This window comes from Mucilaginibacter sp. L196 (assembly GCF_009765905.1).
GTDB lineage: Bacteria > Bacteroidota > Bacteroidia > Sphingobacteriales > Sphingobacteriaceae > Mucilaginibacter.
On the sequence record NZ_LMUO01000019.1, the window covers coordinates 210,403 to 223,756 of the forward strand.

10 protein-coding genes are annotated in these 13,354 nt (G+C 40.7%); 8 read left to right on the forward strand and 2 right to left on the reverse strand.

Features of this window, described 5'->3' with window-relative positions; translation table 11 throughout:
- Positions 1-5: 5 nt before the first annotated feature.
- The 8 genes from GSQ74_RS17420 (at position 6) to GSQ74_RS17455 (ending at position 11,151) form a co-directional block, all read left to right on the forward strand.
- Positions 6-1,616 (forward strand): glycoside hydrolase family 31 protein, encoded by a 1,611-nt coding sequence (locus GSQ74_RS17420; RefSeq protein WP_158995503.1) that lies wholly within the window; start codon positions 6-8, stop codon positions 1,614-1,616.
- 27 nt (positions 1,617-1,643) lie between these two features.
- Complete coding sequence (locus tag GSQ74_RS17425) at positions 1,644-3,170, forward strand: DUF4832 domain-containing protein (protein ID WP_254060911.1); 1,527 nt, start codon at positions 1,644-1,646, stop codon at positions 3,168-3,170.
- Between the two features lie 5 nt (positions 3,171-3,175).
- Complete coding sequence (gene galE, locus GSQ74_RS17430) at positions 3,176-4,201, forward strand: UDP-glucose 4-epimerase GalE (protein ID WP_158995504.1); 1,026 nt, start codon at positions 3,176-3,178, stop codon at positions 4,199-4,201.
- Between the two features lie 10 nt (positions 4,202-4,211).
- On the forward strand, positions 4,212-6,218 hold the full coding sequence (locus GSQ74_RS17435; RefSeq protein WP_158995505.1) for an enterotoxin: 2,007 nt from the start codon (positions 4,212-4,214) through the stop codon (positions 6,216-6,218).
- A gap of 141 nt (positions 6,219-6,359) precedes the next feature.
- Entirely contained in the window at positions 6,360-7,505 is a 1,146-nt protein-coding gene (locus GSQ74_RS17440) for a phosphotransferase enzyme family protein (RefSeq protein WP_254060912.1), read from the forward strand.
- A 43-nt stretch (positions 7,506-7,548) separates the two neighbouring features.
- On the forward strand, positions 7,549-9,468 hold the full coding sequence (gene nagB / locus GSQ74_RS17445; protein ID WP_158995506.1) for a glucosamine-6-phosphate deaminase: 1,920 nt from the start codon (positions 7,549-7,551) through the stop codon (positions 9,466-9,468).
- A 12-nt stretch (positions 9,469-9,480) separates the two neighbouring features.
- Positions 9,481-10,866, forward strand: a complete 1,386-nt coding sequence (gene glmM / locus GSQ74_RS17450; RefSeq protein ID WP_158995507.1) for a phosphoglucosamine mutase — start codon at positions 9,481-9,483, stop codon at positions 10,864-10,866.
- A 90-nt stretch (positions 10,867-10,956) separates the two neighbouring features.
- Positions 10,957-11,151, forward strand: a complete 195-nt coding sequence (locus GSQ74_RS17455; protein WP_158995508.1) for a hypothetical protein — start codon at positions 10,957-10,959, stop codon at positions 11,149-11,151.
- Between the two features lie 15 nt (positions 11,152-11,166).
- Here the strand turns inward: GSQ74_RS17455 and GSQ74_RS17460 are convergent, their stop codons facing one another.
- Together GSQ74_RS17460 and GSQ74_RS17465 are read right to left on the reverse strand one after the other, a co-directional pair.
- Positions 11,167-12,027 (reverse strand): hypothetical protein, encoded by an 861-nt coding sequence (locus GSQ74_RS17460; RefSeq protein WP_158995509.1) that lies wholly within the window; start codon positions 12,025-12,027, stop codon positions 11,167-11,169.
- A 57-nt stretch (positions 12,028-12,084) separates the two neighbouring features.
- Positions 12,085-13,353, reverse strand: a complete 1,269-nt coding sequence (locus GSQ74_RS17465; RefSeq protein WP_158995510.1) for an acetylxylan esterase — start codon at positions 13,351-13,353, stop codon at positions 12,085-12,087.
- Between the last annotated feature and the right edge of the window lies 1 nt (position 13,354).

Below are 13,354 nucleotides of genomic sequence, written 5' to 3' on the forward strand. Positions count from 1 at the left end.
AACAAATGAATAAGCTAACTATTGTAACCTGCCTTTTAATATGGGTATGCGGGGTATCCTCTGCCCAAACAAATCAATCTGCTAAAAAAAATATAACTATTGAAGCCGGTGAGAAATGGTTTGGCGGTACTGTTGATGATGGCCACATAATGCCTTTTCAAAATGGTTATAGTTTTAATTTGTATGGTGATAATAAAGACAATCAATCCGCACCATTATTATTATCAACCAAAGGTCGCTATATATGGAGCGATCAGCCTTTTGAATTTACAATACAAGGCAACCAATTAATTATTGATAAAGCATTAGATAGCGTTTCAGTTGTAAAAGCAGGCAGCACTTTAGCCGATGCGTTTAAAGCTGCAAGTAAAAGCAAATTCGCGGCAAGCGGCCAGATGCCTGATAGTCTGTTGTTCGCCCGCCCGCAATACAATACCTGGATTGAGTTGGTTTATAATCAAAACCAAACCGATATTTTAAAATATGCTCATCAAATTATAGATAACGGGTTTCCTCCGGGAGTGTTGATGATTGATGATAACTGGATGGATTTTTACGGCAAGTTCAGTTTTAGAAAAGACCGTTTTACCGATGCCAAACAAATGATTGCCGAACTGCATCAACTAGGCTTTAAAGTAATGGTTTGGGTTTGTCCGTTCATCTCATCAGATAGTGAAATATCAAGAGATCTTGAAGCAAAAAAACTGCTATTACTTGATGACCAGGGCGATAAAACCTTAACATGGGATAAAGCAACCCGACCGGCAATAATCAGCTGGTGGAATGGCTATAGCGCCGAGCTTGATTTTACTAATCCCGATGCTATAAAATGGTATAAAACACAGTTGCAATACATGGTGGATACTTACGGCCTTGATGGATTTAAGTTTGATGCCGGGGATATGGAGTTTTATCCTTCAAACGTGATCTCTTTTAAACCTGCAACACCTAACCAACAATCTGAATTATGGGGAAGCATTGGCTTATCATACCCATTAAATGAATACCGCGCAATGTGGAAAAGAGGTGGCCAACCACTGGCTGAAAGGTTACGCGATAAAAAACATAACTGGAACGATCTGCAAAAACTGATACCAAACATTACAGCCTCTGGCTTATTAGGTTACCAGTTTACCTGCCCGGATATGATTGGCGGCGGAGAATACGGTTCATTTATTGGCCTAAACCATTTTGATCAGGATTTGGTAGTAAGATCAGCCCAATGTAGCGCGCTAATGCCGATGATGCAGTTCTCAGTCGCACCTTGGCGTATTCTTGATGCAATTCATTTGGCAGCGGTAAAAAAAGCTGTAGCACTTAGGCAAAAATATACTGCTTATATCATGCAAACGGTTAAGCAATCAACCATAACCGGCGAACCTATAGTTAGGAATATGGAATACGAATTCCCGGGACAGGGATTAGATACGGTTAAAGATCAGTTTATGCTGGGTAAAATGATTATGGTGGCGCCTGTTTTAGAAAAGGCTGATCATCGGAAAATCATCTTCCCGAAAGGTAAATGGCAAAGTGAAGATGGAAAAATATTCAAAGGGCCATCAGTAAAGATTGTTGAGGTAGGACTGGGCGATGTGCCTGTTTTTAAGAAACTATAAATGTTAATTAATACTAATTAAACAATCATGAAAGCATTAGCACTGTTACTCGCATCAGCATTATTCCTGATGTCGTGCAGCAAAAAAGAAATGGCCATTAAAAATACGCCAACAGATACAGCAACAACTGCTACGTATACCGAGAGTACCCAGGATATTGTAAACCCTGAGCGTGGTTTTTTTCAATATGCGGAGATACATTCAAATAATTACATTCCGCTTAGCCAAAGTTTGCTGGCTAGTTACCGGAGTAGTACGAGTATCACAGGCGCAACCTACACGGTATCATGTAGCCTGGTTTTTGTAGAGTACGTGTTGGATAGTTTTGTAACCAGCCCTATATCTGCTGATTTTCTGACAAAATTCGATCAGGATTGCGCTACTGCAAGATTAGCAGGCGTAAAGCTTATACCGCGTTTTATCTACACCAATACTACACATTCCGGTACTTGCGCTGAGCAATCGGTTTGTCCTCTTTATGGTGATGCAACTAAGGCAGTAGTATTAGAGCATATTAGTCAGTTGGCGCCGCATTTACAGGCAAACGAAGATGTAATCGCGGTTATGCAATTAGGCTTTATAGGTATTTATGGCGAGAATTATTATACCGATTATTTTGGTGATGCATCTTCTAACGGCCAGGGAAAGTTGCTCGACCAAAACTGGCAGGATCGTATTGATGTGTTAAAAGCGATGTTGGCTGCTGTACCTGCCGATCGTATGGTACAAGTGCGTACACCTCAATTTAAGGAAAGATATGTTTATGGTATTCAGGCAAATGTAAATTCACCAGCCATGACCGATGCCGAAGCCTTTACCGAAACGGATAAAGCACGTATAGGCTTCCACAACGATTGCTTTTTATCAAGTACCAATGATGAAGGCACTTATTTCGACTACGGTAACTCATCAACCCCTGAAGCGGATGCAACAACTGCTTTAAGGAATTACGAATCATATGATACCAAGTACACCGCTGTTGGCGGTGAAACTTGTAGCGATGCTTACACCCCGCAAAATGAATGCGAGCCAACCGGTATAGCAAAGTCAGAATTCGCAACGTTTCATTACAGCTTTTTAAATGCGGTTTATAACCTCGACCTGAACAACAACTGGGTATCCGGTGGTTGTATGGATAGCATCAAACAAAAACTAGGCTATCGTTTTGTATTACGCAAAGCAGAGCTGCCAACGTCAGTAAGCGCTACCGGAAACATCAGCGTTAACCTAACTATTGATAATATTGGTTACGCTTCTCCGTATAACCCAAGGCCGGTACAATTGGTTCTGCGTAATCAAACATCAGGCAAAGTATTTGTGGCGGCATTTAATACCGATATACGCAAATGGTATACAGGTACTATCAACTTGCAACAAACATTAACTATGCCATCGGGTATTACAGCGGGCAATTATGATGTGTTGTTAAACATGCCTGATAATGCAACTACGTTAAATACAAATCCAAATTTTAGTATACAATTAGCAAATAATAACACCTGGGAAACAACAACAGGTTATAACAAATTACAAGGGACTTTAGTGGTTAAATAATAATAATGGGAAAGATATTGGTTACAGGGGGCACGGGCTACATAGGTGCACATACAGTTGTTGAATTACAAAATAACGGCTACGAGGTTGTTATTATAGATAATTTGTCCAATTCGGATATTAAGATACTCACACAAATTGAGACTATCACATGCAAAAACCCTGCCTTTGTAAAACTCGATCTGCGTGATAAATCGTCGATCATAGAATTTTTAAAACAGCATACCGATATAAGCGGCGTAATACATTTTGCGGCCTCAAAATCGGTAAGCGAATCGGTTAAAAATCCGCTGTTGTATTACGATAACAATATATCAACGCTGGTTAACTTGTTAAACTCATTGGCGGGCAAACCAGTGAATTTTGTATTCTCCTCGTCATGCACCGTTTACGGCGAACCGGATATATTACCCGTTACAGAACAAGCGGAAATAAAAAAAGCAGAATCGCCTTACGGCAATACCAAGCAAATAGGCGAGGAGATATTAAAGGAAACGGCAAACGCGACTGACGATTTAAAAGTGATCGCCCTAAGATACTTTAACCCGGTCGGCGCGCATCAATCAGCTTTAATTGGCGAATTGCCAAATGGTGTACCACAAAATCTGGTGCCATTCATCACACAAACAGCCATCGGTAAGCGTGAACAATTAACTGTTTTTGGCGATAAATTTGATACGCCTGATGGTAGCTGTATCCGTGATTTTATTCATGTGGTTGATTTGGCTAAGGCACATGTTGCCGCCATAAAACGCATGGAAGCGAAACAAATGGCCGCTGCTTATGAGGTGTTTAATGTGGGTACAGGTAACGGTTATTCAGTACTGGAACTGATCCACACGTTTGAAAAAGTTACCGGTAAGCAATTGAATTATCGTATTGGTCCGCCACGTGACGGGGACATTGTGAAAATTTGGGGCGATGTGAGCCTTGCCGAAAAAGAGCTAAACTGGAAAGCCGAAAACGATTTAACCAGTATGTTGTCATCAGCATGGACGTGGGAAAAATATATTAATAACAATCCTTTTTAAAGTAAATAATATGTACAAGAAACTTTTTTTGTTTTTGATTTGGTTGATTGCCGGGTTAAATGGTTCTATTGCCCAGGTTGGTTACCCGGGCAATAAACCCGGCCTTGCGTCAATCAAAAAAGCAGACAAAACCATAACTTTTGAAAATAATGCGCTAGCAATGAGTTTTACCACTAATGGCAATAAATTAACTATTGCCGGTTTTAGTGATAAGCAAACTAAGGAGCATTTAGCCATTGGTAAAAGCGCTTTATTTTTATTGTTGATTGGCAATAAAACCGTCACATCAAATGAATTTACTTTGGTAGGTTCAGCAACTATATCAGATATAACCGGAGATGAAAGCGCGCTTAAATACGCAGATAGACTGTCCGGCAAAAAACTAAGCGCTGATCTGGAAGATGCTAAACTAGGCCTAAAAGTTCATTGGGAAGCGAGCTTGTTAAACGAGGGTAACTATATTCGGCAGATATTCACCTTTAATGCTGCGGATTCGGTTAAGATCTCCAAAATTACGCTGGTACAATTACCATCATCCATCGGCATAAAAAAAGAAGGTACGGTTGATGGCTCGCCATTGGTGCACAACAACATGTTTTTCTCATTGGAGCACCCGATGAGTCAGACATTGACTAACAAGAGCAGTGTGTCCATTTATTTACCACGTTTAAACCCGGTTTATAACTCAGCGCCGCTGACTATATCATCGGTTTGGGGTACTACGCCTACCAGTCAATTGCGCCGTGGTTTTCTGTACTATACCGAGCGCGAAAGAGCGGTGCCTTATCGCCAGTTTTTGCATTATAATTCCTGGTTTGATATTTCGTGGGATGACAGTAAACTAAACGATTCTGTTTGCCTTGATCGTATAAAAGCATTTAAGGACAGCCTGATAGACAAACGCAATGTAAAACTGAAAGCGTTTTTGTTTGATGATGGCTGGGATGATACTAAAACATTGTGGCAATTTAACTCAGGTTTCCCTAATGGGTTTACCAATATAGCTAAAGCAGCTAAAGAGGCCAATTCAACGCTTGGTGTATGGATTTCGCCTTGGGGAGGTTATGATGAGCACAAAAAACAACGCCTTGCTTACGGTGCAAAACAAACCCCGCCTTTTGAAACTAATGAAAATGGTTTTTCATTAACAGGGCCAAACTATTACAAACGTTTCAGGGGCGTAACTACATCATTTATCAAGGATTATAACATCAGCATATTCAAGTTTGATGGGGTAGGTGCAGGTAACGGCGCAAGTGGTGCCAGTATCACTTATCAAAAGGATATAGAAGCATTTTTAAAGCTGATAACCGAGTTGCGTACCGATAAACCTGATTTATACCTGAGCTTAACTGTTGGCACATGGCCATCAGTTTACTGGTTAAAATATGGTGATGCCATTTGGCGCGCAGGTGATGACACCGGTTTAGGCGGCGAAGGACCCAAACGCCAGCAATGGATCACCTACAAAGACGGTCAGGCTTATGAAAATATTGTAAAACGTGCACCGCTATATCCTTTAAACTCGGTAATGTATCATGGTATTTGTATTGCAGATCGTGGCCTGCCTGGCACACTGGAGATGGATAACAAAAACATCAGCGATGAGATCTGGGCATTTTTCGGCAGCGGAACAAGCTTGCAGGAATTGTATGTTGATCCGCACAAATTAAATTCAGTGGATTGGGATTGTATTCGTGATGCATCAAACTGGTCAAAAGCACACGCTAAACAATTAGCTGATACCCACTGGGTTGGCGGTAACCCGTTAAAAGGTGAAGTTTATGGTTATGCTGGCTGGGCCGATAAAAAGGGCGTGCTGAGTTTACGTAACCCAACATCGCACACAAAAACATTTATAATACATACAAGGCAAGTATTAGACATACCTACCGGTTATAGCGCTAATTATAGTTTCTATGATGCTAAAACAAATGCAAAAACACCATTGTATACTGGTGAAACTTTTGTGGTTAAATTAGCTCCATTTGAAGTAAAGGTTATGGAAGCTAGGTAGTTATGAGCGAAATAAAAATAAATAAATAAAAAATGTGTGTTAATTTATAAAATGTGTGCACGGGCACGCAAAATGTATTATATTTGTACTGTATATTTTAATTAACACAAAAACAAGAATAAACCAGGTTACATAACATATATGAATAACAACGCAATGCCTTATAATTTTACCGACATCATTGCACATTTTAATACGGAAGGTGAGAATTTCGAAATTTCAAATTTCGGATCGGGACATATTAATGATACATACCTGGTTAAAAGCAAAACAGGGGTTCATCCGGGCTACCTGTTGCAAAAAATAAACAGCTTTGTGTTTAAAAATATCGATGGTTTAATGAACAATATGCTGTTTGTTGTAAATCATCTGAAACAAAAAATAAGCAAAGCAGGTGGCAATCCGGATAAAGAAGTGCTAACGCTTATTCCAACAAAAACAGATAGGTACTACTACAAAGACGAGCAGGACAACTACTGGCGCATGACCTGTTTTTTAGAAGATACTAAAAGCTACGACCTGGTTACGACTGAACAACAAGCCCATCAGGGTGGGGTAGCCTTTGGCAGGTTCCAGTATTTGTTGTCTGATCTTGATCCAAAGGTTTTGATCGATACGATTCCTGATTTCCTGAATATTGAAAAGCGTTTACATGATTTCAAGAATGCAATCAAAAAGAACTCTGCCGGTAGGCTAAAAAAAGTACAATCAGAAGTTGACTTTTTGAATAGCTGGGCTGTTGCCATGAATGAGATCCCTAAAATGGGAAGAGCAGGAATACTACCGGTGCGCATCACGCATAATGATACCAAGTTCAATAATATCCTGTTGGATAAGGATAATAATATCCAATGCGTTATTGATTTGGATACCGTAATGCCAGGCTATGTAGCTTTTGATTTTGGCGATGCCATCCGCACCATTATCAATACTGCGGTGGAAGATGAAGCCGATTTAAATACTATACAATTAAATATTCCTTTGTTCGCTGAGTTTACCAAAGGATATCTGAGTCAAACCAAGTCATTCCTTACAGAAGCAGAATTAAAATCGCTGATAATGGGTGTGTTACTGTTACCATATATGCAATCTATCAGGTTTTTAACTGATTATTTGGAAGGCGATGTGTATTACAAAATACATTTCGCCGAACATAATTTGCAACGTACACATGCGCAAATGCAGTTGTTTAAAATGCTTGAATTAAACAGGAAAGAACTGGAAAACATTGTTCAAACCGAATGGAAGAATGTAGAAACCGGAGTAGAAATCCCGGCGATAAAGTAGAATGCCTGAGTGAAGATACATCATACCCAAATACTAAATACATATGCCACGTTTAAATCTTTTAGAAGAAACAAGATTTGAAAAACTACCGGTAACGGTATACCCCGACAAGCTCACCGCATCAAAAATAGTTGCAAAACGCATAGCCGAAGTAATTAAAAAAAAAGCCGCCAAAGGTGAAAACGCCGTTTTAGGCTTAGCCACGGGTGTAACCCCCATTGCAGTATACAGCGAACTGGTTCGCCTGCATAAAGAAGAGGGTTTGAGCTTTAAAAATGTAATTACTTTTAATCTCGACGAATACTATCCAATGCTGCCAACTGCGGCCCAAAGCTATAATGCTTTTATGAAAGAGCATTTATTTGGCCATGTGGATATCAATCTAAATAATGTAAACATCCCTGATGGTACATTAAAACAGGAAGATATTGCAGGTTTCTGCCTGGCTTACGAGCAAAAAATATCGGCATTAGGTGGTTTGGATATACAAATATTGGGTATTGGCCGTACGGGTCACATCGGTTTTAATGAGCCGGGTTCCGCGCCAAATTCAGGTACACGTTTAGTATCACTGGATGAATTAACCCGCAGTGATGCCGCGCATGATTTTGGTGGAAAAACCAATGTGCCAACCAAAGCCATTACCATGGGTATTGGTACTATCTTCAAGGCCCGCGAGATTATCCTGATGGCCTGGAGTGCAAAAAAAGCGCCAATATTGAAAAAGGCAGTTGAAGGCGAAATTTCTGCCGATGTACCTGCTACCTATTTACAGCTATCTGATCATGTTGAGTTTATTGTTGATACCGATGCCGCATCAGAACTAACCCGTTTTAATACACCATGGTTGGTAAAGGATTGTGTTTGGAACGAACAGATGATTAAAAAAGCGGTTATCTGGTTATCCAAAACATTAAACAAACCGATATTAAAGTTGACCGAGGATGATTATAATAACCACGGCATGGCCCAGTTGGCTACCGAAAAAGGCCCGGTTTATAACATCAACATACACATATTTAATAAGCTGCAGCATACCATAACCGGCTGGCCGGGTGGTAAACCAAATGCGGATGACAGCCAGCGCCCGGAAAGAGCAAATCCTGCTAAAAAGCGTGTGATCGTATTTTCACCACACCCGGATGATGATGTGATTTCGATGGGCGGTACATTCATCCGTCTGGCAGATCAGGGGCATGATGTGCATGTGGCCTACCAAACATCAGGCAATACTGCCGTTTGGGATGATGATGCATTAAGATATATTGAATTTTCGCTTGATTTCGCCAAATCGCAAAATGTGAGCTGTGGTGATATTGAGAAATTATACGAAGCTACCCGTTCATTCATCAGCACAAAACAACCCAACCAAACTGACCCTGAAGAACTGCAAACCATTAAAGGTTTGATTCGTAAGGGAGAAGCTATTGCAGGTGCGCGCTTTGTTGGTTTGGATGATGATCATATCCATTTTCAAAACCTACCTTTTTACGATAGGAGGAAGGTGAGCAAAAATGTTTCCTACGAAGACGACATCCAGCAAACCATGACTTTATTGCAACAGGTAAAACCACAACAGGTTTATGCCGCAGGCGATTTTGCCGATCCGCATGGTACGCATGAAACTTGTTTCAATATTATTTTGGAAGCTTTAAAACGCCTCGGCAAAACCGAGGAATGGGTTAAGGATTGCTGGTTATGGCTATATCGTGGCGCATGGTTTGAATTTGAAACCCATGAAATTGAAATGTGCGTACCATTATCTCCTGAAGAAGTGGAGCGTAAACGTTTGGCTATTTTTAAACATCAGTCGCAAAAAGACAGGCCGGTTTTCCCGGGTGATGATGCCCGAGAGTTTTGGGTACGTGCCGAAGACCGCACCAGCGAAACCGCAAGAACATATAACCAGCTTGGCTTAGCAGAGTACGAGGCTATGGAAGCATTTGTGAAGTGGAAGTTCTAATATAAAATAGCAATGACCTTAATTAAATCAATCTCCGGCATTAGGGGAACTATAGGTGGTAATCCCGGCGATGGCCTTACCCCGAATGATATTGTTAAATACACGGCAGCTTATGGCCGCTGGGTGCTGCAAACTACCGGTATCAATAAAGTAGTAATAGGCCGGGATGCACGCATCTCAGGCGAAATGGTTAAGAACCTGGTGGTTGGTACGCTGATGAGCATTGGTATTGATGTGGTTGATATAGGCCTATCAACAACGCCAACGGTTGAAATTGCTGTGCCTGATGAAAAAGCAGGGGGCGGTATCATTATCACGGCAAGTCATAACCCAAAACAGTGGAATGCGCTGAAACTATTAAACGCTCATGGTGAATTTATAAATGATGCTGAAGGGCAAGCTGTATTAGCCATAGCTGAAGACAGCGATCTTGATTTTGCTGAGGTAGATGATATAGGCAAAGTAACTACTAATGATACCTATCTGCAAAAGCACATCGACAAAATTTTGGCTTTGCCATTGGTTGATGTAGGGGCTATCACAAAAGCTAATTTTAAAGTAGTTATTGATTGCGTTAACTCATCTGGCGGAATATTTTTACCTGCTTTGTTAAAGCAATTAGGGGTTACACAGATAGAAGAACTATTCTGTACACCAAACGGCCAGTTTCCGCATGATCCTGAACCGCTGCCTGAGAACCTGGTAGCGTTATCAAGTAAAGTAATTGAAACCAAAGCAAATTTAGGTATTGCTGTTGACCCTGATGTTGACCGCCTATGTTTTGTTGATGAGAACGGCGCCATGTTTGGCGAAGAATACACGCTGGTAACTGTTGCTGATTATATTTTGCAGTATAACCCGGGTAATACTGTATCAAACCTGTCATCAACCCGTGCTTTGCGTGATGTTACCGAACTGAATGGCGGTGTTTATAATGCATCAGCAGTTGGCGAGGTGAACGTGGTAACCAAAATGAAGCAAAACAACGCGGTTATAGGCGGCGAAGGTAATGGTGGTATCATTTATCCCGAGTTACATTATGGTCGGGATGCTTTGGTTGGTATAGCCTTATTTTTAACGCATTTGGCTAAAACCGGTAAAACGGTATCGGCATTAAGGGCAACCTACCCAGCATACTACATCTCGAAAAACAAAATTACCCTTACTGAGGGAATGGATATTGATGGCCTGTTAAAAAAGATGGAACTGAAATATCAGCATCAGCCTTACAGCGCTATTGACGGTTTAAAAATTGAATTTGATAAGCAATGGGTACACCTGCGCAAATCAAATACAGAGCCGGTGATCAGGATATACGCTGAGGCGGAAACGTTGGAAAATGCTGGTAAGCTGGCGGAAAAAATCATCGCTGATATAAAAAGTATAATCGCGGCTTAAGGGCTGATAGCGTAATGTCTAATTTCTTTTGATAGAGATTAGACATTTACGTTAAACATTTATATTTTTGTTCACTTAATAAATAATAACATGAACTTAATCGACGAAAGCGAAGATAAATCATTACCATATGTTGCAACCATTATTGTAGCTGTTGTTATAGGCCTGGTGGGTATTTACCTGCGTTTTGCTGATTTCCGCTACAGCTCAGAAGTTGCTGACGTGATTTTCGGTATCGCCACTATCATTATTTTTACCTCGGTTTTTAAATGGATGAAGAAATAATTTCTTCTCCATTTTTTAATTTCCAATCCTATATACAAAAGCTAACGAAGCACTGGTGCCATCACCGGTGTTTCTTCCTGTAATAAACTGCCCGCCTGTAAGGAATAATGACAGCTCATGGCTGAATGCATGGCCATAACTTATAGATACTTGGTTAAATCTAAAGTCCCTGGTTAACGTAGGGTTCAGGTCATTAAACTGCTTAAAGTTACTCACCGAATAAAATCCGCCGAATGATGCGGAGATCTGTTCCTTAAATTTTCTATCTAAAGTAATACCGAATGTTGCATTGTAACGATATTGTATTGGTCCATCATCGCCAAAGTATTGCCTTACGGCGTTATCAACATTAAAATAATAGCTTCGGTTAAATAAATTACCACTGCCCGCGAATGATAGTTTAAGCTCGGCACCTTCTTCGCCATAACCTAAAAGCGGGCCGCCGTTTGTCGGGTTACGATACATTGGGGTGATAGCTGTACCTTGTAACGAGAAATAATAAATGTAATTGATATTTGCCAGGTAATATTTTATACCTGTTTCCGCATCGGTTAAGCCGGAATACTTTTGATCGTAGCCTGTCTGTTTAAACTCGTTGATCACATAAGGTACTAATGCTACTGCGCTAAACCTTCTGGATATACCATATTCCGCATAAAGCGATATGCTAATAGAGGTAAACTTTCCATCATTAGCAAAAGGCTTTTTTACCCCGGTAGAGTCCCATTGTTTACTAGCGAAAAAATAGCTTACTGATGGAGATAATATCAACCTTCCCGGCCTGATGGGAAAGCCGCCTGCATACGACTTTTTTTGTGTAAGTACGGTTACTATGGCAATAACTATTATATATCTTAAGTATTTTGTAAATATCATATCATTCGTTGTGTTTAGGGTCGTTATATGTTGTGTTTTTGTTTCGGTTAAAGCTTATCAGAACAAACCAAAGCTGTCGCGCATCCACCGCCCCTGGTATAAAACATATTCTGGGGACACTTCGTGGCCCAGGTTTTCAAACACCATTATTTTTTTGTTCTTGCGGATGTTGTTGTAAAAAGCATATTCGTTCTCGGGCGGCGCTAAATGGTCAAGCAAACCGATACCCACTAATATGTCGCTGTTAATAGTAGGAGCAAAGTTTTTAGTGTCGAAATAATCCAGATTACCGTAAATTTTATCCATGGTTAAACCCGGCCTTGTTTTGCTGTAACGGATAATATCGTTCATGGGCCACTCATTGGCTGGCAGGTTGCGGATGTCGCTAAAGATTGGGTTCTGTGCCGAAAACAGTTTCACCCTATCGTCCAAGCCTGCCGTAGCTGCTGCCAAAAATCCACCCATACTGCCACCGGTAATTATAATCTTATCTTTATCTAACTGCGGCACGGTACAAATAAAATCAATGGCGCGGATGCAATCCATAATTACGCCTCGCATCACGTATTTATTCTTATCGTCAATATTATAGGTAATGTAACCCGCGCGATCGGTGTGTATTACATCGCGGCTGTTACCTTGCCCACGCACGTTCAGATACATCACAGCTACGTCTTCATCATCGCCGAAGCCAGGTTTTAAATTCACCTGATAACCCGGTAAACCCAATAGCACTGTAAATTTCTTGTTTTTATTTGGGGAAATAGGGATAGTAAGCCATGCCCTCACAGTGATATTGCCTAACGATTGCATTTCCACCAAATAAAGTTTCCGGTTATCCTTGCCTGAGTCGGGCATTTCGGTCATTTTAAAATTTGGTTTTACCGCAGCAAGCTCCGCTTTAGTTTCCTTCCAAAACTGGTCAAAATCAGCAGGTTTACCATAAGCAGATCTGATCTTATCAGGATCCACACCGAAAGCCCGCCGAATGGTATCGTCATAATCGGATACGTTGATCATCAGGTTTATTTTGTAGAATCCTACTTTGCGGGCAGGCATGCTTAATAGCAATTGCTTATTGCCATTAGCATCCAATTTTATTTTAACAGAGTCTTCCGATAAAAAATTTCCATGCAGGTCGGTAATGCGGTACGTCACTTTTCCATCTTCCTTAGTAGGCAGCGAGTTGATGATGCTGATGTTATACTCAACAGGCTCGCCGCTTTTAAAAATGGCACCCTTGCTGACCGATGTCGCCGTGAAAGTTACTTCATCAGCAGTGTTAGCTGCCTGGACTATAGTTGATCCCAATAATAAAAAAAGCATA

Excerpts from the sequence above, each read along its gene's own strand:
- GSQ74_RS17440 (WP_254060912.1), top strand. The coding sequence starts at position 6,360 with ATGAATAACAACGCAATGCCTTATAATTTTACCGACATCATTGCACAT.
- GSQ74_RS17460 (WP_158995509.1), bottom strand. The coding sequence starts at position 12,027 with ATGATATTTACAAAATACTTAAGATATATAATAGTTATTGCCATAGTA.
- GSQ74_RS17465 (WP_158995510.1), bottom strand. The coding sequence starts at position 13,353 with ATGCTTTTTTTATTATTGGGATCAACTATAGTCCAGGCAGCTAACACT.
- GSQ74_RS17425 (WP_254060911.1), top strand. The coding sequence starts at position 1,644 with ATGAAAGCATTAGCACTGTTACTCGCATCAGCATTATTCCTGATGTCG.
- GSQ74_RS17435 (WP_158995505.1), top strand. The coding sequence starts at position 4,212 with ATGTACAAGAAACTTTTTTTGTTTTTGATTTGGTTGATTGCCGGGTTA.
- GSQ74_RS17455 (WP_158995508.1), top strand. The coding sequence starts at position 10,957 with ATGAACTTAATCGACGAAAGCGAAGATAAATCATTACCATATGTTGCA.
- galE (WP_158995504.1), top strand. The coding sequence starts at position 3,176 with ATGGGAAAGATATTGGTTACAGGGGGCACGGGCTACATAGGTGCACAT.
- nagB (WP_158995506.1), top strand. The coding sequence starts at position 7,549 with ATGCCACGTTTAAATCTTTTAGAAGAAACAAGATTTGAAAAACTACCG.
- glmM (WP_158995507.1), top strand. The coding sequence starts at position 9,481 with ATGACCTTAATTAAATCAATCTCCGGCATTAGGGGAACTATAGGTGGT.
- GSQ74_RS17420 (WP_158995503.1), top strand. The coding sequence starts at position 6 with ATGAATAAGCTAACTATTGTAACCTGCCTTTTAATATGGGTATGCGGG.